Here is a 23,339-nt window from a genome sequence, read left to right on the forward strand (position 1 = left end):
GGATATTGGGGATTGGGGATTGGGGATTAAGGTAAGAGTTGTTTTCCAGTCTCCAGTCCCCAGCAACAAAAAAGCCCGGAACCTTTGAAAAGTTCCGGGCGCGTTCTGATTCATCGACATGACGCTACTTACCCGGAACTTACTCTGGGCCAAAAGTAAAAGCCATAAAACCAGCTACTTAAATAAGTCATGACGATGAAATTCTCCTTAAAACAACAAAAACCGCAGAGTTAGCTCTGCGGTTCACCGGGCGGTTTCCATTAGGAAACTCAATTCACTCCCGGTGAACCACCCTATACCAAAAATAAAAGTAGGAATTTGTGTCAAGCATTTGTGCGGCTTTTGCTGGAAAACTTAATAAATATGCCTATTTAAGGTAACATTAACAGGAACATTAGGTGGTGTCAAGACCCCCAACAAACCATAAAAAAGCGATAGACTCAGTACAACTGTAGGAGTGAAGATCCGCTAGGGGCAACACTTTGCCTTAAGCTATCTTGCATCTACATGAATTGCCCTACGACAGATGTGGTTTTTCAAGTCATCTATATTTGGTATTTCTTGCGAATGCGTAACTCCTAAAAATATATATACAGTAGTTTACTTTTGAAATGAGATACAAAATGCAGGACTCAAAACCAGATATATATAAAGAGTTTCTATCTTCTGCCTCCAAACCAGTAACTTTGTACTTGATGGAAAAGAACTGCTGTAATTTTCCTGACTTGTCACCTTAACTTGCGAAAGCTAATTGCAGACAATTGACAATGGCTACACATTATTCTTACCCAATTCCTCATTAGCCAGATCAACTTTTTAGGATCATCAGTTTCATTATGCCCAGTTCCAAAATCTTAGCCCAATCTTTCGACTATTATGGAGTTTACCCCTGCCCAGTCTGTCGGATAGGTAAGATTTCTCACATGCCATTGATGGAAGCTATGGCTTGTGACTTTTGTCAAGAGATTTTTACAGTCAACTTAGAAATACAGCAAATCAAGATGCCATCTAGGCAACCACCCTTAACTTGGCGTTGGAATGGGTTTAGTTGGACAGAAGGGCAGTTAGAAGGGGTGGAATTAGGTTGGGGTTATGGATTAGCAGCAGCAGTTTTTGTAATTCTTCCCACTACTCTAATTGGCATAGTAGCTTACTATTTTCCTGCTAATCTCAAAGAACCCATTACCTGGATGCCCTATATTTGGACTATATTAACTTTCCTATCACATTTATCAATTGTTGTTTGGATTGTGATTGAAATTTATCAGATTCCAGTTGCAGCATATTTAAGAGCGATCGCTCGATGGAGAAATGGGGAGATGGGAAGATGAGAAAGTAGGAAGGTAGAGTAGCAGCAAACAAATATCCAATGCCCAATCCCCCACATTCGATGACATAATGATGCAGCGAATAAATAGCTCCATCACTGATAATTAAGTTGATTGTCCACCAAAATATCGTATGAGCGATCTGGAGCGGTACTATAGAATTTTGGAATTAGAGCCTGGAGCAACACTTGAGGAAGTGAACCAGGCTTACAAAGATTTAGTCTTTGTTTGGCATCCCGATCGCATTCCCAAAGACAATCTCCGTTTACAGCAGAAAGCACAAGACAAGCTGAAAGCCATAAATGAAGCTCGTGAAAAGTTGCGTTCTCTAAAAACCAAACATCAAACCATATCTAATTCACCTTCGCCATCACCTCAACAACAAACACCATTTCAAACAACCCAGCCACCACCAAAGCAAAACTCAGATTTGAGTGGCAAAGACTACAGTCGGGCAAATTTGAGCAACAAAGATTTATCTGGCAGAAATCTGAGTTATGCCAATTTGAGTGGTGCTAATCTCAGTGACACTTTTATGCACAAAGTCAACCTCAGAGGTGCGAATTTATCTGAAGCAAACTTATTTCGAGCAAACCTCCTTTTAGCGGATCTTCGGGAGGCGAATTTACGCGCAGCTAATTTGATTGGAGCGGATCTCAGTGGAGCCGACTTGCGAGGAGCCGACTTGACGGGAGCGCGAATTCGCTCTGGTGAGCGCCTTTTGGTTAAACTAGTTGGTACTAATTTAGCAGGGGCAATTATGCCTGATGGTTCAATTTTTCAATAACCGAGGTTGCGCTACGACATTGAGTCAGGTAGCACAGGCGTGCTACCTGGTTTTTTAGTGGAAGTACTTAAGTTGACATGCATAAGTAATACTGTGCCCTTACAGCAGATGTGGTTCAAATACATGAAAACTGCTGTAATAGAAGTTAGGCAAAAAGGCAGTAACAGCCTTGATTTTTCGTAGGGGCAATTCATGTACGCGCAAGGTGGCTTCCCGCAGGGGATTACCCCTACATTTCGTACTTGATGCGTAAGTCCTAATTTAAGTTTATGCACTACCGATTTTGGGAGTATTCAAGCTTTCAAATTTGTTAAATCAAATATTTTGCAATTGGGAATCTAACCTAGCCTCATCCATTCCTACAACCTACCTGTAAAATTGAATATGACACATCAAGGCTTTAGGCACTGTGAACTTTTTTATTGGTTGTGCTGTTTGGGCATATAAAGGTTGGGTGGGCGAACTCTATCCCCAAGGTACTCGCACTACCGATTTTCTCCATCTTTACAGTCGTCGCTTCACCACTGTAGAAGGTAATACCACCTTTTATGCAGTGCCTAACCAAGAAACTGTAACTCGTTGGGCTGCCGAAACCCCAGCAGGTTTTGAATTTTGCTTGAAATTACCGCGAGATATTACTCATCAAGGGTTGCTGCAACCTTATATTCCAACGGCTTTAAAATTTCTGGAGGGGATGCGCCCTTTAGGTAAGCGTCTTGGCCCGATGTTTGCCCAGTTACCACCGAGTTATGCACCTACATTGCTTGAAGATTTGACTAACTTTCTGGAAGCTTGGCCGCGTACAGACGCACCTCTAGCGCTGGAAGTTCGTCATCCTGACTGGTTCAGGGAACCCCATGCTAGTAATTTGACGACGCTTTTAGAAAAGCTAAGTGTGGGACGGGTATTGTTAGACTCACGTCCTATTTATACTGGAGATGATGACCCCCAGTTGCAATCGGAACGGCGGAAACCAAAATTACCGTTGCAATTGAGTGTGACAGCACCTTTTACTCTGATTCGATTTATTTCCCATCCAAATTTATCAGTGAATCAGCCCTTTATGGAAGAATGCCTAAGGCAGATTCAGCAATGGTTACAGATGGGAGTGCGAGTTTATTTCTTTGTTCATTGTCCAATAGAAGCGCGATCGCCTAACATAGCGCGTCACTTCCAACAGCTATTAGAACAGAGTAATGTACCAGTTCCACCCCTACCTTGGAATAATCTTGAGCTTCCTCCCAATCAGCTGAGTTTATGGTCTACATAACACGGTGTGTTAGGTTAAAGCCGAATGGCACTAAGAAAAGCTCTAAGCTATGCGGGATAGGCACTACAGATTTTAAAGCTATTGAACAGTGAAGGTTCAGAGATGGGATAGGCGATTGTCCTGTAGTACTGCGTAGTTTACCGCCGCAGGCATCGCCACCGACTCATGGCGGGTACGCCATCGCTGTGCCTGACAAAGACAGTGGAGTTAGATGTACTGATTGTCCAAAAAATTTTTTAGGTAGGAAAAGCTTACTCGTTGATGAAATACTTATTGTTATCTTTAACACTCTCACCCACCAAATCCCAGGAAACCCCTTTTTCGCTCAAGATATCATTTTGCGGATCAATGACGACTACTGCGGTGTCATTCTTGTTGATGTTCATGCTTTTTCTCCTTGCTTGTTGATTTTCACCCTTCTCTTTCTTAAAAACCACCCGCGATATGCAGCGTTTCCCAGTGATTCAAAAGCTGAATGCAACTATGAATAGATCGCTAGCGCCATCAGCCTGGTTAAAACAGGCTTTTCAAAGATTGAGGTCTGACAATCCGGGATGATCGTCAGGACGACGACCTAGTATCCAGTGGTATTTGCGATCGCGTAGCGTCTCCTGATGCCTCCGGCACGCTTGCGCGAACGGAGAATCGCTCTCCTGAATTGGCAGGTCGTTGATGCTGGCAATACGCCACCGCATGAATCCGTGTTCGTCGAACTCCCAATTTTCATTGCCATAGGAACGGAACCAGTTGCCAGCATCATCATGCCATTCGTAAGCAAACCGGACAGCAATTCGGTTGTCTTGAAAAGCCCAAAGCTCTTTGATCGGGCGGTATTCCAATTCTTTAAGCCACTTACATGTTAAGAACTGGACGATCGCCTCACGACCAGATAGAAATTCTGAGCGGTTACGCCAATTGCTATCCGACGTGTAAGCGAGTTATACTAGTTCAGGGTTACGTGTGTTCCAAGCATCCTCTGCGATTCGGACTTTTTTGATAGAGGATTCCTTATCAAAAGGCGGCACGGGGAGTCGTGGATTTTCGGGGTTGTTCATAATATGTAAGCTGTAGAATCGCGATCGCCTCAACATGGGCAGCATTATTCACCTCCTTTAGACGCCGCCGTCACAATTGCGATTTTTCCGTCTAGCTTTTTCATGATGATTTCTTAGGATCGGGCAGCAATGGGCCACATCAGAATTTGCAACTTGATGTGTGGCCCTCCTTGTTCTTTCGCCTTCAAAGCAGTGACAGTTGTCATCAGCCCATTATTAGCAAACATAGTCCTACATGGATTAGAGAATGTTGGTCATGAGGTAAGACTTAAAATTCTAAGTGGAGGAAGGCAATAGGACTAAATCTCCCTCTGCTCTAAATTTTTGTGAGTGCAGATTTTTTCCTTCTATGTTTTTGTTACAATTATTGAAATTTTTACCTAAAAATACCACTATGGCTTTATATGCTGAATTACATAGGCACTTGGGCGGTTCCGTCGTACCGCGAGTTTTATGGCGATATTTCGAGCGACATTCTTCGGAGTTGATTTCCCGCTTTGCTGACTATTCAGAATTTGAAGATTTTTATACTCGTCCGCGTAACAGCTTAGATGAGTATCTAGAATTACACACCCTAGTAGAAAGTGTGCAAACTGTAGATACTTTGCCTTACTTTATCTATCGCTTGGTGCGGGGTGCTTACATTTTTGAAAATTTAGCTTATCTGGAACTACGCTACACCCCCTATTTGCGGACACCTGAGCATCTAAATCAATCACAGAGAATTGACAAGATGGCAGAAATTGTGAAAGTAGTAGGACTTGCTAGCCACCAGCCAGAACATCCGATTGTTACTAGCCAAATTCTTTGTATGCACACGCGCCTACCATATCAGGTGAACAAGGCGATTATCGATTTGGCGGCGCAAAATAAGCAGTATGTCTGTGCAGTAGATGTAGCAGGGGGTGATAGCTATTATGCCGATCGCTTAGAAGAATGGATTAGCTTATATGATTATGCGCGATCGCTAGGCGTTAACACCACCGGACATCTATATGAAACCACTGCCGGTTGTTACCCCGAACTGTTACCTTATCTGATGCGAATCGGTCACGGTATCCAAATCCCCCTACTATATCCAGAATTACTTAATGATGTAGCTAGACGCGGACAGTGTTTAGAGGTTTGTCCCACAACTTACCTAAAAACTGGTACTTTGCAGGATATCCGTCAACTCAAATTAGTTTTTGACCGTTGTTTTAATGCTGGGGTCGATATCGCTATTTGTACTGATAATGCTGGGTTGCACAATGTTCGTCTACCGTTTGAGTATGAAAATCTCTTGACTTACGACATTATTAACTTTGAACAACTACAAGCTTGTCAGGATGCTGCTTTCCGTCATGCTTTTGCTTGGCCTTATGGCGAACGTCCTGCATCGTTGTTGAACGGTTTGCTCAAACCTGAACCACCTAAAGTTTTGGCAATAAGAGATAGTAATTAGCCACCACCAAGTAGTGCTGCGCGTAATTCGTAATTCCTACATGGCAAGTATGTCGTTGATTTGGAAGGGGTAGTTGATTTACGCCATGCGGCGCTAGAGATTAGAGAAAGTAAGGTGATTTAATGTTAATTAATGTTGCAATCAGTGATTTTTATATGATGCTGTAGAGAAAGCTGTAATGCACAATAGATATCTGGCAAAAACAATGTTTTAGAAATTAAACCACAGATGTACGCAGATAATTCATCAGGGTTTATTTGTGGCTCATTTTTCGCTAATTATGATTTTTGCTAGAAGTCTAATGTGCAGTACAAAAAACCAGCAATGACGGAATAAATAGACTTAGATTAGTCTGCTTGGGTTAAGTTTAAGCGCCAACACCTTCGGTAGCACCACCGGCAGAAATCCAAGCTGCAAGGCCACCTTTGATTTCCGCTACTTCAACAAACCCTGCTCCTCTCAGAATTTGTGCAGCCTGGTTTGTATGCTCGTCACTATCGCCATAAATATAGATATGGCGTTCTTTATGTAGGGCAGATTTGGCTTTAGATGCCAAATCGTCTAATGGTATGGGTATTGCTCCACTAATCCGACCGTGATTGTAGGTGTGGCGATCGCGCACATCAACAATTGTAAAACCTGGTTGACCCCATTGCAAACGGGTCTTTAAATCATGGACATCAGCAACTGAATTATTACTCATAAGCTTATCCCGCTTATAACCTCACAAGCAATTTATCAAAAATCGCCTTCTAATTGAGTTTTCTTTACAATTAATAAAAATTCCTCGTTAATTCGCCTCCTTATTTGCCCAAGCTACGGTAAGCTAAAGCTACATATCCTCCGGTCTTTTTCTTCTCTGCGATCGCGAATAGCATGTCGCAGACAGATATTGCGCTAACAATTTTGAATTGATTTCTCCCCCACGTACCTTACCCCCAGAAGCTATAAACTATAATTTATGGCATCTACTATTCAAGCTCTACCAACAGAAGTCGTATATCTTATTACAGCTGGTGAGGTAATCGACTCCTTAGCTTCTGTGGTGCGGGAATTGGTAGAAAATTCCCTAGACGCAGGTGCAACGCGAATTGTGGTTTCTCTATGGCCGCAGCAATGGCGAATTCGTGTGGCAGATAATGGCTGTGGAATGAACCTAGATGACTTGAAACAAGCAGCCACAGCCCACAGCACCAGTAAAATTCGCTCTAGTGCCGATTTATGGAAAATTAACAGTTTGGGGTTTCGTGGTGAGGCGTTACACAGCTTAACAACTCTGGCAGATTTAGAAATTTTAAGTCGTCCTGTGGGTGGAAAATTAGGATGGCGGATTAGCTATGGCAATGGTGGGGAAGTTGTGCAAGTTGAAGTAACCGCGATCGCACCTGGTACAGTGGTGACAGTTTCTCATCTTTTCGGTAATTGCTCATCTCGTCGTCAGGGATTACCCACAACAGCACAGCAAATGAAAGCCGTGCAAGCCACAATTCACCAAATCGCCCTCTGTCATCCCCACATCACCTGGCAGATTTGGCAAAATGACCGTCAATGGTTCACCATATCTCCAGCTAGAACAACTGGGCAACTCCTACCGCAGATTTTACCCCAGGTGCGACAAGGTGATTTACAAGAAGTGAAACTCCAACTCCCCAACCCATTAAACTCCTATACAGAAGACGCGATGAATCGCGTCTCTACAGACTCTTGTACAGACGCGATTAATCGCGTCTCTCCTAACTCCTCACTAAATTTAGTGGTAGGATTACCCGATCGCTGTCATCGTCATCGTCCAGATTGGGTACGTGTAGCCATTAACGGGCGGATGGTTAAGACACCGGAACTAGAGCAAACGATATTATCAGCATTTCACAGAACATTACCACGCGATCGCTATCCAATTTGTTTCTTACATCTTGCCATTTCACCCGATCAAATTAACTGGAATCGCAATCCCGCCAAAACAGAAATTTACCTCAACGAAATCATTTATTGGCAAGAGCAAATTACCCAAGCAATTAACCAAGCACTCAGCATTTCTTCTAACAATCTTAAAGAAGCTGTCCACACAACACGAGTTAGTAAATTACTCAAAGCCGCAGAAGCCAAAGGCGGCTACAATTTCAATCCTAAAACTCCTAATTCTTCTACAGACGCGATTAATCGCGTCTCTCCTAACTCTTTAAAAGCTGTTGCTCAAGTTAGCAACACCTATATTGTGGCTGAACATTCTGGGGGTATGTGGTTAGTCGAACAGCACATTGCCCATGAGCGAGTTTTATATGAGCAATTGTGTGATGATTGGCAACTTATACCCGTCGAACCGCCAATTATTCTTTATCAATTGTCGCCAGCGCAATTATCGCAACTGCAACGCATCGGTTTAGACATAGAACCCTTTGGCGAGCAACTTTGGGCAGTGCGAAACATACCCACACCTTTGCAACAGCGAGACGACTGTGCAGAAGCAATTTTAGAGCTTAGTTGGGGAGGTGATTTACAAACTGCTCAAGTAGCTGTCGCTTGTCGTAGTGCCATTCGGAATGGTACACCCATGAACCAAGAAGAAATGCAGATACTTTTAGATAATTGGCAACGGACTCGCAACCCTCGCACCTGTCCCCACGGACGACCAATTTATTTATCTTTAGAAGAATCAGCTTTAGCCCGGTTTTTCCGACGTAATTGGGTAATTGGTAAAAGTCATGGAATTTAATGTTTTCAGTGACACATTACAATTGGACTGGGAGAAGAAGTACAAAATAGGGTGCTTTCTCTCAAGAAATTAGTATTTATTAAAATTAACAAATATATGAGTTACCCCGATATAAAACACGAGCTTTTGGGATATCTACGGTATGATTCCGAATTCGATTGGTATGAAAGCCAAGTTATTTTCTATGAAACACAACTTCCGATTAGTCTTTCAATAGACGATAATGATAAGGTCGAATCAGCGTTGGACAGAGCTATTTGTATTGTACCAGAGTTGAAACATTATGCTAAAAGTGCAAAAGAATATGCTGTTGAACAATTGCTAAAGCTTAAGAATGAAACATGGCTTGATGAAGGCGATAAAATAACATCTGAGGAGTTCAAAAGCCGAATAATACTTGAAGGATTGGTCTTTTTGCCAGAGGGAAAAGTGGAGTTCTACTATAACGATGGAAACCTATTTCTCGGACACTGTATCATTCTTAAAATGGATAATAACAATTACTTTGTCGATGCTAGTATACATGGATAATTGTCCAACATTTTCCTGTAACAAATAGGTATTTTTATCAGCAAAACATTTGTTTACATACTTCAGCTTTCAGCTATACAATTATTACAGTATAATTTCGGAGTATTAATAGATAGGAAAGAAGTAAATTGATAGATTTAGATTGTATTTTGTTGTAGTTCTCAAAAGACATGCTTAAACGAAAGTTAAAAGCTGGGGGGATATTTCTCAAATTAATGTTCGATTCAAACTTTTTCTTGTATTTTGACTTTTTATTTTAATTAACTTAGCTATTAATAATCTGTTCCACCGCAACAGAAATATCTGGAAATGCTAGGGGCTGAATTGTTCCCGCAGTCAATGTCAATTTTGTCGCATACTCCCCGTCTAAGATTTCCCGAAACACCACTAAGTGTAGCTTTTTGAGATTTACAACCCAATACTCTAAAATACCTGCTTCTGCGTAGATTTTGCTTTTTCTCTCTAAATCTTTTTCTAAACTGGAGTTAGCATACTCAATCAACCAGAAGATATTTTCTGGATAGGGATGATGCTCTCGATACTCGCGTCCTAAACGTTGGACAATGGCAATATCTGGTTCTGGTTCCGAGTCGTTGGGTAAGGTGATAGGCTTGGCTTGGCGAATTGTGGCACGCTTACCTAAGAAATCCGCTAGATACTCTGCCGATTCATGACTACAATAAGCATGGGGTTCCCCTTCCGGCGACATTTCAACAATTTCTCCCTTAAGTAGTTCAACTTTGCGATCGCTCAAAATGCCAGCATCAATCATGCGGTGATATTCGTCAATCGTCCATTTCGCAACAATAAAAGTCATGACGATTGATTCCTCCCAATAATTCTTGATATTTTACCATTTTAAACAGACCTGAAAGGAAAACACTAAGGCATCTGTAATCCTCAGTATCCCTGCTGTAATTGGCGCAATAATTGCCATCTTCCTCTGGAATTTATTGGCTAATCGTGCCAGTTATTAGTTGAATTAAGTTGCTAAAAAATCATGGTTAGAGCCAGTTTGTTAGTAATTAAACTTTTACAGTTTTGCACACATACGAAAACTCCACTAACTCAAAGCTAGTGGAGTAATTAATGCCAAACTATCAGGAGCAAATCATGGCTAATATTGCTATTTGTACTGTATAAGCAAAATTAGTCTACAATTTTCTTCACTTCATCTTTGATGTTTTCTACAGTGTGAGTAACTTGAGCATCAGCTTGCTTTGCTTGTCCTTCAGCTTTCTCTTGTGGATTACCAGTGATTTCACCCACAACCTCTTGAATTTTTCCTTCAATATTTTTTGCAGTAGCTTCTATTCTTTTTTCGATACTCATGGTTTTATTTCCCGCTTGTAGTTGACTCAGCTATTACATAAACTAACAATAGTGTATTCTTTTTGACTTCCATCAACCGATAGAATAATTTGATAGATTATGTATCTTAAGATAGATGTGGGTTGTTACAGATGTAAATTAATAAGCCTTCAAAATTAAGGAATGAGTTCCGAATGATTTGATTTATCAAAGGCGATCGCTATATTTTCCTCGCTACATAGCTAACTTACTACTATAATTGCTCAGATTTTGTAGGAAAAAACAAAAAATTAATATTGACTGAATATTAAAAACACTGTCTGCAATAACCCGATGACAAAACCCAAAACACCACCTAAAGTTACAATGGCCTGCAATTCATTTTTAACAATTCCCTCAATAGCAGCTTCTAATTCAGCCGGCGAAGTTGATTTCACGCGGTCAACTATCACTTGATCTATCGATAAAATCGGAATAACCTGTGCCACAATTACTTCTAAATCTTTTTCCAAATACTTATCTAAAATTAGAGCCAACTCTTGACTCATAACTTCTAAAGAAGTACTGACAACAGGTGAAGTGCTAAGACGATTCAGCAGGACTACAGCAATATTTTCCCAATCAACAGAATCAGTTAATCCTTGTAAAAAATCGCTACCACTGTTTTGTAGGTAATGACGGACACTTTCGCGGGTGGTCTTTCGCAGTTGGCGTACCGTACCCATTGGCAAGTTTTGTAATGATAAATTTTGCAGTAATTTCCTGATGCGATCGCGCATCTGCAAACCTTGAGTCAATTCCTCTAAGCGAGTATTGGCAGCTTCCTTTTCATCCAAGCAAAAAGTCCGTAACCTTGTGAGAGTATTACGTAAGCCAAACAAATTTGCTACTACCCAATAAGTCCCACTGGTTTTTTCGCGGAAGCCTTCATCAATAATTTGAATCGTGCGATCGGTTAAAAAATCGACTATCGTTTGGCGCAACAGATCCGGTGGTAAAACTACTTCTACTAACCAATCAGCAAGCCTTGTAGCCTGTTCTTCACTCAGTTGAAATTCCAGCAATATCTGGTCAAAAATTTGGTTGATCTGCGCTTCCAAAAAGTCTTCACGTCGCGCTAAAACCTTGAGTAGCCGTGGTAAGGATTCGCCTAGCAAATCCCGTAAAATTCCCGCGACAATTTTGGCACTTTTTTGGTTTTCATCTGTTTTGATTTGTTCAATCGCCAGTTGCAACAACCAGAGAATTGCTGCTTGCACGCGTTCTGTTTGCAACAAACGTCGGGCTAGATTTTGCAATTCTTGTGGTGTCAAGAGTGACCCCATGATTGTCTTAGAAATGTTCAAAGCTAGACGTTCCTGGTTGCGGGGAATCAAGCCAGGGGTGAAGGGTACTCTTTGTCCAGCAATGTAAATTGCTCGGTAAGGACGGAACAACATTTTGATGGCTATATCATTTGTGAAATAGCCAATAATTCCACCCAGTACCGGGGGAGACACATAAAGCCAAAGATGAGACCAGTCCAAGGGAAGAATTAAAAAAGTTAGGAGTTTAGAGCTTAGAGTTAGGAGTTAGGAATTAGGAGTTAAGAGTTAGGAATGATAAATTTTCAATGAGAATTTATCACTACTGATAATTTATAACTTTTAACTAATAACTCCTAACTTACTAAGCACTAGCACTCCCATCATACCGTTCGCAATGGGGTAGTGTGTGGCAACACCAAAACCAACTTGACGCGCTAACTCTATTTGCTCTTTCCCGATGGGAAACCGGTCTAAGCTGGGGCTAATGTAAGCATATTCTTCTTTTAACCCTAAATGATTCGCAACTGGCACCACAAAACCGTTCAGATAAAACTGCTGAAAGGTACGTAGCTGAGGATTGCTCGGTCGATGAAAGTCTAGAATTGCGGCTTTCGCACCCGGCTTCAAAACCCGGTATATCTCTTGGAGACTGCGGGAAATATCTTTAACATTTCTTAAGCCATAGCCCATTGTAGCGGCATCAAATTGGTTATCATCAAAGGGTAAATTTAGCACATCGGCTTCTACCCAGGCGATCGCAGGTTGGGGGTACTGTCTTTGAGAACGTTCTCTAGCAGTTTCTAGCAGGTTGCACGAAAAATCCACTCCATACACCTGTCCTGCTGCTCCCACACGCCGTGCCAAACGTAAGGCTAAATCACCACTACCGCAGCATAAATCTAATGCAGTATCACCTGATTTAGCTGCACTCCATTTCACTGCCATTTCCTTCCAGATGCGGTGCTGTCCCAAACTCAACCAATCGTTCAACTGGTCATAAACTGGAGCAATACGGTTAAAAATGGACTGAATTTCGTTAGTCATTGGTCAATAAGTCATTAGTCATTGGTCATTAGTCATTTGCCTAGGATAAAGGACAAATAACTAATGACAACTACACAATGGTTTGATGGCAGCGACTACTAGTAAGAGCGATCGCTACCAGTTCGGCTGATAAATTAATTAGCATTAATTCATCTTCCCGCAAAGTGCATGGTTGTTTCCACTGTAGTGACAATACACCCAAAAGCTCATGACGGTAGCTAATTGGGATAACTAAATGTGCTTGCACACCCGTATTTTGGTAGTGAGTAGCATCAGCTAATTTAGTGTCTTTAAGTACATTTAAGGAAACTTGCATTTGCCCAGTGGCGATCGCTTCCGTTGTTAGTGGATCGAGAGATAGCCAGTTCTCTATTGTACCTGTATCGCTGTAAGTTCCTTGAGTCGCAACCAGATTCTTTCCATCTGTAAGCTGGAGGATACAGCCTTCTGCCCCAAAAGTCTCACTCACAGCCTTAGCGATTGGAGTGAGAGTTTCCTCTAAGCTAGAAGCCGCTTGAGTTACCTGTACCAAAACACTCAGCAGGGCCATTTGAGCATGAGCGCGACGTAATTCTTCTGTACGTTGCTTGAGCAAGTCGTAGGTTTCTGCTGCTCTTTGCACTACTGCCTTCAGTTCCCCAGGGTCCCAAGGCTTGGTGATATATTTATAGACTTGTCCCGCATTAATTGCCTCTACCAAGTCTTCAATATCAGTAAATCCGGTGAGAATTATCCTCACCGTATCGGGAAACTGAGGTACAGTCTTACTGAGAAACTCAGTTCCCTTCATTTCTGGCATCCGTTGATCGGAGATAATTACGGCTACTTCCCCTTCTGCTGCCAAAACTTGTAAGGCGTTCACCCCACTATCAGCTTTCAGAACATTAAAGTCGCGTCGAAATGTGCGATAAAGTAAATCGAGATTATCTGGCTCATCGTCAACTACCAGGATTTTGAGCTTTTTTGGTCGTTCTAGAGTCATCACTTGATATTGGAGTTTATCAATTTCGCCACTGGGCTTATCCATAAGATATTTCCTTTAAATATTCACTATCTTGTTATATTCCATACCAAGCTTAGTTGAGAATAGCTCAAATTTATCAAGGGTTTTTACTGACTTAATCAGCCTGTTTCAATACGTAAAATATAAGTAATACAGAGGATATTTGGCTGTCCAAACATTTGAATTAGAAAAAATTGCCCTGGGAAAACCAACTAAATCAGCCTAATTATGGCGATTGTTATCCAGTAATGGTGGCATAGTTAATAAAACTAACATTTAAATGGATGGTTTGAAAAATAGTACTAAGAATCATGACTAACTAACGGCAATAGCAAACGGCTAACTACCCGATTATCTGGTAATTGATAGAAATTTAACTCTCCTCCCAGTTCCAGCATGAGGTTTTGGCAGATTAGCAGATGTAAAGCTGGGGGTTGGTCGAGCTTGGAGGGAGCAAGTACATCTTTGAGTGTATTTTGATGTAGTTCTGTGAGTAGCTGTGATTCGATCGCACCGTTGTATGTAATCGACAGTTCCAGCGATGTCTGATGTTCAGCCCCTACACTTGCAGAAGACTGCTTTGCCTCTGAGGGTTTTGACGGATCTAAACGGCGACACCAAATGTCAATTCTACCGCCGATTGGAGAACGGTTACAGGCAGTAACCAATAATTCATGGATCACTAATTCAATTTTGACAATATCACCAGCGATCGCCATTGCGGATTGAGCGCTGGAACTAGGAACACCTCTGACTAAGGAAGAATTCTTTGGCGATTCTTGCTCATCAATTGGTTGTCCCAAGCCATGTACGCCAATCCATAGCTTTTGTTTATGAAGTAAATTTTCGATGCGTTCGAGCGATCGCTTTAGTAAACTGGCTATGGGCATAGTTTCCCAACTAATATGTAGCTGCCAGTTCTCAAGTTTTAGCATTCCACTCATAGAAGTGGCTGTGTGGTCTAATTGCCGTAGCAATAGCTGGTAGCGCATTTGAGTCAGTTCATTGGCAGGAATGCCCAAATCATGTATTTGTTTCAGCGATAGCGCCGTTATTCTTTGGATTTCCTCTAGACGACGATGCTTGTACCAGTTGAGTTGTCGTAATTCCTCTGTTGTGGATTCTAGAAGGCGGTTAATTTGCTTTTGACGACGCCACCAAGCTAATTGAGAAATTAGAGTTGCGATCGCATTAAGATTTTGTTGTGACCAGCGACGCTCTTGATAGTCTGCTAACAATACTACACCTGTGATTTCATAATCAGCATTGGTACGTAATGCCATCACCAAAATTTGACCTTTATCTGGAGTATTCAACCATTTTCGAGTTTCTGGGGGTAAATTATCCACCTTCAAAGTCAAGTAATTCTCCGTAACCAGCGCCCATTGAATTAAGGCTTCCGACTGGATAGGAATAGATGCATCAGAAAAAATCCCAAATTGACTATTGTCAATCACTCCAGGGATAATTTCTGCCAAATTTTCACCAGGCGACCAGGATAGCAGTAACGCTAGGGGACAACCCAGAATCGATGCTATTTGTTCGAGTGCTGTATGTTCTAAATGCTTTTTCTCGACCTCGTTGCTGTTCTGGGTTTTTGTCAGGATGTTTAAGCATTGTTCAAACGCCTGGGAAGTTTTTTGCTGCTGGGTAGTGCGGTTGTGCAATTGCCACTGACGAACAATCACCCCAATTTGTTGACTAACAGCCCACAGTAAATCCTTTTCGAGAGTTGTCCAAGAACGATGGGTTTCGTGAGTGATAAGCAAAAGTGCTGCTGGGATATGACTTTGAGTGCATTTACAAATAAGTAGCGATCGCACCCCACTTTCTAGTAAAAAGGGCCGCCAGTTAAAAAAGCGTAAATCTTCATCTAAGTTCTCAATCTCCACCGCTTCAGTTGAACGTTGCAAAAGCTGTACATCTAATTCTTTGAGAGTATTCAGGGTAAATGTCAACGGTCGGCGATTATGAGGCTGACTTTGGTAAATAAATTGATAATTATTCTGCTCAGGATCGTACTGCAACAGCAAAAAACGGGTGGCTGTTAGTCGAGCTAAAACTCTTTTAGCACAGCTGTGTAATGTTTCCTGAAGATCCTGTTCGCTATAGATCCCCTGGGCAACTTGACCAGTCAGTTGGGCATCCTCTTGAATCTGTTTGATAGTGCTTTCCATACTTTCAGTTGGTGTAACTAGGGAGATTAAACTAGCTACACTCTGAACAAAATTTTTGTCTGTCTCCGTCCAGATTCGAGGTTCATTGCTTTCCACCGCCAGAAAACCGAGCAAGTTCTTTTGCCAGATAATCGGAGCAGCCAAAAGCGATCGCACCTTCAGGCGTTGCAGCAATTTTGCCGTAAAATGGCTTTTTAAAGAACTGCGGGCATCACCAATTGAGACAATTTGGTTCACTGCCAAAGCATAATAAAAGTCGCTCAAGTCCTGTACAGTCATTCCCGGAGCTTGCTGATTGCTGGAATTGCGATCGCTTTTGACAAGCTGATTGCTCGTCCGACACCAAAAGTAGCGCCCTTCTCGATCGAACCAGTAAACATTTGTCCGATTAGGGGAGATAAATTTATGAGTTGCTTGTACCCCTGCTTCAAGTCTTTGATTAAGGTTTGTGAGGGTGCGTAAATTTTCGAGCAATTCTAAGAATGGCTCATCGCTTCGCTTGGTTTGCTTTGAAAGCTTATGCATCTCATGTTGATAAAGCAATGCCCCCAATTCACCTAAAACCATCATCAAACGGGCTTTTGCTTCCCCTGTCAGTAGATAGCCCCAGCGATCTGAACCGAGTAACAGCAAACCCAAGCAACGGTCTTTATAGCGAATTGGTAAAATAATCGTTCCTTGGATCTGCAATTTTTCAGCAATTTTGCGCCATTCGGCGGCGCGGATTTCAGTTTGCAAATCAGCTATCCCCAAGGGATGCTGTTCAATCACCACTTGCTCTAATAAATCCCCCGGACTGAGAACAACCCTTTGGTGTAAAAAGCTCGTGTCTCGATCGGGTGTAATGCCGCCTTTGCCGAATAATATGTGATTCAGGCGATCGTAAAGAGCAATCCAAATCAGTCTGTAATCAAACTCTTCCTTAAGATAAGAAATAGTAGTTTCAATCAGAACGTCAACATCATCTTCTTCTCTGAGGCTCTGGAGGACGCGCCCTAAGGAGAGGATCTGCTGTTCGGCGGCTATAGATTTTTGCGGCTGCCCCATCTGATTTATTGGTTAACATAACTTGTAATATATAAGATGCCCAGAAAAGCACCCTGAGTAATATTGCCACAAGTGTTTAATGTTGAACCTGAACAGCTTAATAGGCGGTTATGTACCCAGAACTACTTAACAGTAACAATACCTTCACCAAAAAAGAGCCTACAAAACAAAAATTTTAGCCAAACTAGCAAAATGACCCATACATGAGCATTTAGCTGACAGCGAATGGCATAAGCATAAGTTTTGCGTGCATGATCATAGCGATCGCGCTGAAGGTTTTGAGTCCGTCAAATTTTAGCTAAAATGTTCTAATGCCATGATTTATTAGCGATCGCTCAAGTTACTCAACGCAACCCATTATGTTACAAACAATCCAAGGAATATACAGGAACGGCAAAATCGAATTAGCTGAAGTGCCACAAGACATTACTGAAAGCCAAGTTTTTGTAACTTTTTTAAGTTCTAAATCAGTCAGTTTAGATAGTCAACTTATGTCTTTTGGTATGTTTTCAGGTTCTCAGCAATCCACTGAGTCTGATTTCAAAGATGCTGAGTTTCATGGCGATGCTGACGAGGCTCTGAGTTAGACATGAATCTATCAACATGAAATATATACTTGATACCCATGCTCTAATCTGGTTTTTAGAAGGTAATTCTCGTTTAAGCCCTATTGTAAAAGCTATTCTTTCCGATGCAACCAGTGAATTAATTTTGCCTGCGATCGCTTTGGCGGAGTCGGTATGGATCGTTAAGTCGTGGTAAAACTTCGATTCCTTCTGTTGATGCCTTGTTTAAGGTTGTTAAGAATGATAAACGAGTTTTTATACATCCACTGGATTCTGATGTCATTGAAAAAAGTGCAGAACTAACCTCTATCAATGAAATGCACGATCGCCAAATTGTATCAACAGCTTTAGTTGTAGAGAGTCAAGGAAATCAAGTAGCTTTATTAACTTGCGATCAAAATATTTTGCTGCAAAGTTGGTAAGAATTATTTGGTAATTATTTTGCTTTGCGATCGCTAGTTCAATTTTCATCAAATCAAAGGCGGGTATCATTTCCAGCTATGCGATCGCGCCTGGAGCTAGAAAAGTCTATTTAACAGGGGGAAGCTTTAGTTCTATACCTAACTTGCTTCCTATTTCCATAACATCCTTTGTAAAGCTTGTCATACCTGCGATCGGGGCAGCGACTACAGTAGCAGCAGTTAGTAAAGCTACTAGACGCTTTTTGAGTTTGGGTAAATTGCGTTCTTTTTCTGGCTTTTGAATTTCTACTTCTACATCATCAATATCGATGATAATGTCGTCGTGGGTTTCTGGTGGAAATTGGGCAGCAGTTTGGCGTAAGTTGCCGATCAGTTGCATTAGTTCTGCTACGCTTGCGCCGCTTGTTTGGTTGAAGTTAGAAGCTTGCTGACTGGCGTTGTCTTTGACTTCGTTGGCAACGTTGGCAATGTTTGAGTTTTGAAAGTTGTTTGTGTTTTCTGTCATGGGTTTGAAATCTCCTTGCTGATTGCTATTGTAAATCTGGTTGACAATTGTGAAGCGATCGCTTTCTGGATCGACTTTTTGTATTTTCTGACGTGATTCTAGTGATTCATAGCCATCTAAAAGTTGACGTATATTGATGTTTATTTTGAGTTTACCGATTGGATATTCAAGAACGCCCATTGATTCGAGTCCGAGTAGTTCTTGGTAGTCAAGGGGCGGGTGGTTGGGATGGCCGGGGACGGGAACCCATTCGGTGATTTCGAGATTGGGGAGACTTTTGTGGATTTTTTGGAAGACATCGCGGAGGATGCCGAGAAATAAGCGGCGGGTTTCTTGGCGATCGCTAATGGTGATGAAGATTTTTTTGTCTTCGGGATCGGCTTTGATGCGAGCGATGTTGTAGATTTCGTTGTTTTCTTGATATTGCAGCATTACGCCACTGCGCCAATAGATTTGGTTATGAATTTTTTCGTGGGTGTTGACGATGAAGCGGGAAATGATGCTTTCGGGGAGAACTTTGTAATGGTATTGAAATTCCAGGGTTTCGCCTTGGAGTTCTGTTTTGTCTGGTTGGTCTTTTGGCAGAAGTCCCGCAATCAGAAATTGTGGTGGGTAACATTCTAGTGCAAAGCCAAGCTCGAATTCCTTCATTAGTTCGATCAGATAACCATGACGCTCGGTCGGGTAGCGCTCTGGATTGAGGATGCAGGTGAGATCGGCAGGGGTGAAAATGCCTTTGGTTTTAGTTTTGAGGTTTTCATCGCTCAGGAGCGCATAAATGCCTTCTGTCACCCAGTTGGGTTTGAGGACGTTGGTATTTTTGAGGATGGGATGATCGCGGAAGTTGAGAACTAAGCCAAGTCGATGGAGGAGATCGATGAGTTGATCTTGGTTTTGTTCTTCGGGAATTTTGTTTTCGTGGCAGATGCCGATGTAGCGGTTGTAGCTGATGAAGTCTTGGGGCATGGATTCGAGTTGTTGTTTAACCTCAAACCATGTCAGGGGTAGAAGGTCGTAGACTTCTTTGAGGTTAGCGACTTGCTGGAAAATGGCGGTGCGAAGTTCATCAATGCCGATATTGTCTTGGCAGGAGGTTTCGATAATGGCTTGGATGTTAGGATATTTTTCGCGTAATGCCTTGCGGTTGATGTCGAGGGGTTGTTCGTCTTTTTTGTTGCCAACGATAATTACGGGGGACTGTCCACCGAAGCTTTCAATTAGTTTCAGCCAATATTCGATGCGGTTTTCTTCTTCGCTGGTGCGACAATTACAAACTAGGAGATAGAGGCTGCGCTTAGTCAGAAAAAATTGATGGGTAGCATGATAAATTTCCTGTCCGCCAAAGTCCCAAACATTCAGGCGGATGTCTTTGCTATTAACCTGCACGTTCCAAGTTTCTACATTGAGTCCGTCGGTTTGGGATTGATTTTTGTCATATTTATCGCGGATTAGTCGCTCGATAAGGGATGTTTTACCGACGCTGCCTTGTCCGATGAGTAAGAGTTTGGCTTCGTTGAGTGGACGCACTTCACCGCTACGGAGTAATCGCAAGTAATTAAAAATGTCTTCAACTGAACCAACCTCATCAAAAGATCCTAAAATCTCTGGTGAAATAGGAAGCGGATTTCCTCGTAAATCTAGTTTTTTCAATTTCGGCAAACTTTCGATCGCCTCTGGAATCTGGGTTATTTGGTTATCAAAAAGATTAAGCTCAGTGAGATTAGTTAAATTAGCGATCGCCTCTGGAATCTGGGTTATTTGGTTAGAACTGAGGTGAAGCTGCGTCAGATTGGTTAAATTCGCGATCGCCTCTGGAATCTGCGTAATTTGGTTGGATCTGAGGTCAAGCTGCGTCAGATTGGTTAAATTCGCGATCGCCTCTGGAATCTGCGTAATTTGGTTGTTACCGAGATAAAGCTCCGTCAGATTAGTTAAATTAGTGATCGCCTCTGGAATCTGCGTAATTTGGTTGGAAAAGAGGTAAAGCTCTGTTAGATTGTTTAAATTCGTGATCGCCTCTGAAATCTGCGTAATTTGGTTGTTATAGAGGAAAAGCAAATTCAGATTGGTTAATTTAGCGATCGCCTCTGGAATCTGCGTAATTTGGTTGTCACTGAGGTCAAGGTTTGTCAGATTGGTTAAATTCGCGATCGCCTCTGGAATCTGCGTAATTTGGTTGGACAAGAGGTAAAGCTGCCTCAGATTGGTTAATTTAGCGATATCCTCTGGAATCTGGGTAATTTTGTTGTTACGGAGGGAAAGCGCAGTCAGATTGGTTAAATTCGCGATCGCATCAGGTATTTCAGTTAGCTCTACTCGAATTAAGATAAGTTCCTCTAAATGTAGTATTTGCATTACCACATCGGGAATGCTCTCTAAAGGATTGCCACTAATATCCAACTTACACAAATTAGTCAAACCCAATAGTTCGAGTGGAAGCGTTTTTAAATTGTTGCCTGAAACCTGTTGGAGATTGTGGCCTCCTACATATTCATAACCTTGAACCTTCTTTCCCAAAATCAAAGACTCAAGCTGCTGCAACTTACCAATTTCCACAGGTAACTCAGTCAACTCTTGCCCCGACAAGTCTAACTCTCGCCAACCCTCAGCCACGGCGCGATCTATCAGTTGCAATAACTCTTCCTGCGTCATAATTCCAAGGAGAAGGGTAAAAGGAAAGAAGATTAATGAAGATTATCTTAACTGATTAGGGAAAAATGATCGGAAAAGGCGATCGTTGTTTGGAATATTCTGGATTTAGGCGATCGCTGTTCAATACTGTTCGGATAAGGTTTTTTGGTGATCCGCCCTAGATCACAAAGACGCGATAAATCGCCGTCTCTACAATAATCAGTCCTTTGTAGAGACGGCGATTTATCGCGTCTCTTGCCTTAACCGAACCGTAGTGGATCGCTGTTTGGGATATTGCAGATTTAGGCGTAGGCGTAGCCCGTCGTAGACATCGCACATTGAGATGATGGGAAAAGGCGATCGCAAAACATAATAGCCATCATTACCAATCAGCTTGAATTGCTTCCTTAATGTTTAACTCAGATTAAATAACTTTTGCATAAAATATCTTTTATGCCCAATTGGGTAGTTCTCTTGAAAAGCAAATACAGTGTAGCCTTGAGATTCATAAAATTCCTTAGCTTGAAACTCTAATGTTTCAAGATGAACCCCTACACAGTTTTGCTTTTGACCTTCTTTTTCAGCAATTTTAAGGATATTACTTCCAATTCCTTTGCCGCGTAAGTCTTCTTTAACAACTAGGACTCTGATATAAAGCCAATTGCAACCGATTTCACCCAAAACTCCACCAACAATCAAACCTGATTCATCTCGTGCAAAAACTGCTACAGGTTGCCACTCAGAGGAGGTAAAAAAATGTTGATTGAACTGGCGAATCATTTGGATGACGGTCATCCGATCCTGCTGAGTTACTTCCTGTTCTACCTGAACTGTAATCATCCTAACTTACTTCTGGGTATAGCATTTCCCAAGCTAGTAAGGTACACCTGTAGGGGCACGGCACTGCCGTGCCCCTACACCTTGCGATATAATCTTGTACCTCATCTGAATGGGAACAGCTATAAGGTTTTGACTAATACTCATTACCCACTTGTATAGAATTACAGAGTGAGTTCTGACTTATGACTTCTGAATTATTCTTTAATTAAAGCTAATGGATATTTATAAATTTGCAATTAGTCCGCTTTTGTTCAATGTGGTAAAAACAGACCCAGAGTGGTTACACCAGCAGACGATTCGCAGTTTTAGCTGGCTATCACAAACCCCTGCTAGTTGGGCAAACCAACGCTTACAAAAATCTTTATGTCTGTACGATTCCCGCTTAGAACAAAATTTATTTGGGCTAAACTTCCCAAATCCTGTAGGATTAGCAGCTGGCTTCGATAAGGATGGAGTTGCTGCTGGTATTTGGTCTAACTTGGGTTTTGGCTTTGCAGAACTAGGAACTGTAACTTTTCACGCCCAACCAGGAAATCCGCGTCCCCGTTTGTTTCGCTTGCCGTTGGATAAAGCTGCTCTCAATCGCATGGGCTTTAATAATCTCGGTGCAGCAGCAATGGCGACACGTTTGACGCATGAAAAACAGGAGTCAACTCACTTAATACCCATAGGGATAAATTTGGGGAAATCTAAGGTAACTCCCCTAGAAGAAGCCGCACAAGATTATCTCGATAGTTTTCGCTTACTCAAGGATTTGGGAGATTATTTTGTTGTTAATGTCTCTTCGCCTAATACACCAGGGTTGCGATCGCTCCAAGATGCCTCTATGCTCAGTGCCATCTTGAATTTATTACAACAAGAAAACACTGCACAAAAACCACTTTTTGTCAAGATAGCGCCAGATTTGGATTGGGTTGCGATCGCTGACATTATTTCTTTGGCTAAAACCTACCAACTAGCGGGAATTATCGCCACCAATACCACCATCAGCCGCGATCGACTGAAAACTCAGGTGATTGACCAAACTGGCAAATCACCCAAGGAAGAAGCTGGTGGAATTAGCGGTGAACCATTGCGCGATCGCTCCACTGAGGTAATTCGTTTTATTTGGCAGCAAACCCAAGGACAAATCCCGATTATTGGCGTTGGTGGAATTTTTTCCCCAGAGGATGCTTGGGAAAAAATTACTGCTGGTGCTAGCCTGATCCAGGTTTATACAGGCTGGATTTATGAAGGCCCGCTGATGGTACGCCAGATTCTTTCAGGTTTACTTTCCAAGTTAGAACAAAGCGGATTAAATTCCATCAACGAAGCTGTGGGCTTAGAATTCAAAAATCAAAAGTAATTAATATTTTTTA

At 41.9% G+C, this 23,339-nt stretch carries 20 protein-coding genes and 1 pseudogene; 10 read left to right on the top strand and 11 right to left on the bottom strand.

What is annotated here, in order from left to right; all coding sequences use genetic code 11:
- The first annotated feature begins 836 nt into the window (after positions 1-836).
- The 3 genes from CDG77_RS20695 to CDG77_RS20705 all read left to right on the top strand — a co-directional run bounded on the left by CDG77_RS20695 (position 837) and on the right by CDG77_RS20705 (position 3,385).
- Complete coding sequence (locus CDG77_RS20695; RefSeq protein WP_094331210.1) at positions 837-1,331, top strand: hypothetical protein; 495 nt, start codon at positions 837-839, stop codon at positions 1,329-1,331.
- A 130-nt stretch (positions 1,332-1,461) separates the two neighbouring features.
- The gene (locus tag CDG77_RS20700; RefSeq protein ID WP_094331211.1) at positions 1,462-2,115 is read left to right on the top strand and encodes a pentapeptide repeat-containing protein; all 654 of its coding nucleotides are present in this window, start codon (positions 1,462-1,464) and stop codon (positions 2,113-2,115) included.
- Positions 2,116-2,524: 409 nt separating this feature from the next.
- Positions 2,525-3,385 carry a DUF72 domain-containing protein gene (locus CDG77_RS20705; protein ID WP_094331212.1) on the top strand — a complete coding sequence of 287 codons (861 nt, stop codon included), beginning with the start codon at positions 2,525-2,527 and terminating at the stop codon, positions 3,383-3,385.
- 251 nt (positions 3,386-3,636) lie between these two features.
- Here the strand turns inward: CDG77_RS20705 and CDG77_RS38585 are convergent, their stop codons facing one another.
- Positions 3,637-3,771, bottom strand: a complete 135-nt coding sequence (locus CDG77_RS38585) for a hypothetical protein (protein ID WP_258169466.1) — start codon at positions 3,769-3,771, stop codon at positions 3,637-3,639.
- A 141-nt stretch (positions 3,772-3,912) separates the two neighbouring features.
- Positions 3,913-4,485, bottom strand: a pseudogene (locus CDG77_RS20715) (nuclear transport factor 2 family protein).
- A gap of 349 nt (positions 4,486-4,834) precedes the next feature.
- Here CDG77_RS20715 and CDG77_RS20720 point away from each other — a divergent pair.
- Positions 4,835-5,884, top strand: coding sequence for an adenosine deaminase (locus CDG77_RS20720; RefSeq protein WP_094331235.1), 1,050 nt, complete (start codon positions 4,835-4,837; stop codon positions 5,882-5,884).
- Between the two features lie 367 nt (positions 5,885-6,251).
- Here CDG77_RS20720 and CDG77_RS20725 read toward each other — a convergent pair whose 3' ends face one another.
- Positions 6,252-6,587 carry a rhodanese-like domain-containing protein gene (locus tag CDG77_RS20725; RefSeq protein ID WP_094331214.1) on the bottom strand — a complete coding sequence of 112 codons (336 nt, stop codon included), beginning with the start codon at positions 6,585-6,587 and terminating at the stop codon, positions 6,252-6,254.
- 258 nt (positions 6,588-6,845) lie between these two features.
- Between CDG77_RS20725 and mutL the strand changes: the two genes are divergently transcribed.
- Both mutL and CDG77_RS20735 read left to right on the top strand, forming a co-directional pair.
- Positions 6,846-8,597 (top strand): DNA mismatch repair endonuclease MutL, encoded by a 1,752-nt coding sequence (gene mutL, locus CDG77_RS20730; RefSeq protein WP_094331215.1) that lies wholly within the window; start codon positions 6,846-6,848, stop codon positions 8,595-8,597.
- Between the two features lie 96 nt (positions 8,598-8,693).
- On the top strand, positions 8,694-9,128 hold the full coding sequence (locus CDG77_RS20735) for a DUF2262 domain-containing protein (protein WP_143857062.1): 435 nt from the start codon (positions 8,694-8,696) through the stop codon (positions 9,126-9,128).
- Between the two features lie 265 nt (positions 9,129-9,393).
- On the opposite strand, the gene CDG77_RS20740 is transcribed toward CDG77_RS20735, so the two are convergent.
- From CDG77_RS20740 to CDG77_RS20765, 6 genes are all read right to left on the bottom strand, one after another.
- Complete coding sequence (locus CDG77_RS20740) at positions 9,394-9,945, bottom strand: Uma2 family endonuclease (RefSeq protein ID WP_094331217.1); 552 nt, start codon at positions 9,943-9,945, stop codon at positions 9,394-9,396.
- A gap of 332 nt (positions 9,946-10,277) precedes the next feature.
- A complete protein-coding gene (locus CDG77_RS20745) occupies positions 10,278-10,460 on the bottom strand; it encodes a CsbD family protein (protein WP_094331218.1) in 183 nt (60 codons plus the stop codon).
- Positions 10,461-10,729: 269 nt separating this feature from the next.
- Complete coding sequence (locus CDG77_RS20750; RefSeq protein WP_094331219.1) at positions 10,730-11,965, bottom strand: DUF445 domain-containing protein; 1,236 nt, start codon at positions 11,963-11,965, stop codon at positions 10,730-10,732.
- Between the two features lie 120 nt (positions 11,966-12,085).
- Positions 12,086-12,790 (bottom strand): bifunctional demethylmenaquinone methyltransferase/2-methoxy-6-polyprenyl-1,4-benzoquinol methylase UbiE, encoded by a 705-nt coding sequence (ubiE, locus tag CDG77_RS20755; RefSeq protein WP_094331220.1) that lies wholly within the window; start codon positions 12,788-12,790, stop codon positions 12,086-12,088.
- Between the two features lie 70 nt (positions 12,791-12,860).
- Positions 12,861-13,817, bottom strand: coding sequence for a response regulator (locus CDG77_RS20760; protein ID WP_094331221.1), 957 nt, complete (start codon positions 13,815-13,817; stop codon positions 12,861-12,863).
- A 278-nt stretch (positions 13,818-14,095) separates the two neighbouring features.
- On the bottom strand, positions 14,096-17,017 hold the full coding sequence (locus tag CDG77_RS20765) for a GAF domain-containing protein (RefSeq protein ID WP_094331222.1): 2,922 nt from the start codon (positions 17,015-17,017) through the stop codon (positions 14,096-14,098).
- 359 nt (positions 17,018-17,376) lie between these two features.
- Here CDG77_RS20765 and CDG77_RS20770 point away from each other — a divergent pair, with 359 nt between their 5' ends.
- The 3 genes from CDG77_RS20770 to CDG77_RS37760 are packed head-to-tail and all read left to right on the top strand — an operon-like array spanning position 17,377 to position 18,005.
- Positions 17,377-17,604: a hypothetical protein gene (locus CDG77_RS20770; protein WP_094331223.1), complete on the top strand. Its 228-nt coding sequence runs from the start codon at positions 17,377-17,379 to the stop codon at positions 17,602-17,604.
- Positions 17,605-17,620: 16 nt separating this feature from the next.
- Positions 17,621-17,779, top strand: coding sequence for a PIN domain-containing protein (locus tag CDG77_RS37755; protein WP_223269895.1), 159 nt, complete (start codon positions 17,621-17,623; stop codon positions 17,777-17,779).
- Between the two features lie 25 nt (positions 17,780-17,804).
- Positions 17,805-18,005 (top strand): hypothetical protein, encoded by a 201-nt coding sequence (locus CDG77_RS37760; RefSeq protein WP_223269896.1) that lies wholly within the window; start codon positions 17,805-17,807, stop codon positions 18,003-18,005.
- A gap of 106 nt (positions 18,006-18,111) precedes the next feature.
- Here the strand turns inward: CDG77_RS37760 and CDG77_RS20780 are convergent, their stop codons facing one another.
- Both CDG77_RS20780 and CDG77_RS20785 read right to left on the bottom strand, forming a co-directional pair.
- A complete protein-coding gene (locus CDG77_RS20780; RefSeq protein WP_094331224.1) occupies positions 18,112-21,162 on the bottom strand; it encodes a leucine-rich repeat domain-containing protein in 3,051 nt (1,016 codons plus the stop codon).
- Positions 21,163-21,555: 393 nt separating this feature from the next.
- Positions 21,556-21,981, bottom strand: coding sequence for a GNAT family N-acetyltransferase (locus tag CDG77_RS20785; RefSeq protein ID WP_094331225.1), 426 nt, complete (start codon positions 21,979-21,981; stop codon positions 21,556-21,558).
- A 214-nt stretch (positions 21,982-22,195) separates the two neighbouring features.
- On the opposite strand from CDG77_RS20785, the gene CDG77_RS20790 reads away from it, so the two are divergent.
- Positions 22,196-23,326 (top strand): quinone-dependent dihydroorotate dehydrogenase, encoded by a 1,131-nt coding sequence (locus tag CDG77_RS20790; RefSeq protein WP_094331226.1) that lies wholly within the window; start codon positions 22,196-22,198, stop codon positions 23,324-23,326.
- Positions 23,327-23,339: the final 13 nt, after the last annotated feature.

Source organism: Nostoc sp. 'Peltigera membranacea cyanobiont' 213, assembly GCF_002245975.1.
Taxonomy (GTDB): Bacteria; Cyanobacteriota; Cyanobacteriia; order Cyanobacteriales; family Nostocaceae; genus Nostoc.

Coding starts and splice junctions, on each gene's coding strand:
- CDG77_RS20695 (WP_094331210.1), top strand. CDS start 837: ATGCCCAGTTCCAAAATCTTAGCCCAATCTTTCGACTATTATGGAGTT.
- CDG77_RS20700 (WP_094331211.1), top strand. CDS start 1,462: ATGAGCGATCTGGAGCGGTACTATAGAATTTTGGAATTAGAGCCTGGA.
- CDG77_RS38585 (WP_258169466.1), bottom strand. CDS start 3,771: ATGAACATCAACAAGAATGACACCGCAGTAGTCGTCATTGATCCGCAA.
- CDG77_RS20720 (WP_094331235.1), top strand. CDS start 4,835: ATGGCTTTATATGCTGAATTACATAGGCACTTGGGCGGTTCCGTCGTA.
- CDG77_RS20725 (WP_094331214.1), bottom strand. CDS start 6,587: ATGAGTAATAATTCAGTTGCTGATGTCCATGATTTAAAGACCCGTTTG.
- mutL (WP_094331215.1), top strand. CDS start 6,846: ATGGCATCTACTATTCAAGCTCTACCAACAGAAGTCGTATATCTTATT.
- CDG77_RS20735 (WP_143857062.1), top strand. CDS start 8,694: ATGAGTTACCCCGATATAAAACACGAGCTTTTGGGATATCTACGGTAT.
- CDG77_RS20740 (WP_094331217.1), bottom strand. CDS start 9,945: ATGACTTTTATTGTTGCGAAATGGACGATTGACGAATATCACCGCATG.
- CDG77_RS20745 (WP_094331218.1), bottom strand. CDS start 10,460: ATGAGTATCGAAAAAAGAATAGAAGCTACTGCAAAAAATATTGAAGGA.
- ubiE (WP_094331220.1), bottom strand. CDS start 12,790: ATGACTAACGAAATTCAGTCCATTTTTAACCGTATTGCTCCAGTTTAT.
- CDG77_RS20760 (WP_094331221.1), bottom strand. CDS start 13,817: ATGGATAAGCCCAGTGGCGAAATTGATAAACTCCAATATCAAGTGATG.
- CDG77_RS20765 (WP_094331222.1), bottom strand. CDS start 17,017: ATGGGGCAGCCGCAAAAATCTATAGCCGCCGAACAGCAGATCCTCTCC.
- CDG77_RS20770 (WP_094331223.1), top strand. CDS start 17,377: ATGTTACAAACAATCCAAGGAATATACAGGAACGGCAAAATCGAATTA.
- CDG77_RS37755 (WP_223269895.1), top strand. CDS start 17,621: ATGAAATATATACTTGATACCCATGCTCTAATCTGGTTTTTAGAAGGT.
- CDG77_RS20780 (WP_094331224.1), bottom strand. CDS start 21,162: ATGACGCAGGAAGAGTTATTGCAACTGATAGATCGCGCCGTGGCTGAG.
- CDG77_RS20785 (WP_094331225.1), bottom strand. CDS start 21,981: ATGATTACAGTTCAGGTAGAACAGGAAGTAACTCAGCAGGATCGGATG.
- CDG77_RS20790 (WP_094331226.1), top strand. CDS start 22,196: ATGGATATTTATAAATTTGCAATTAGTCCGCTTTTGTTCAATGTGGTA.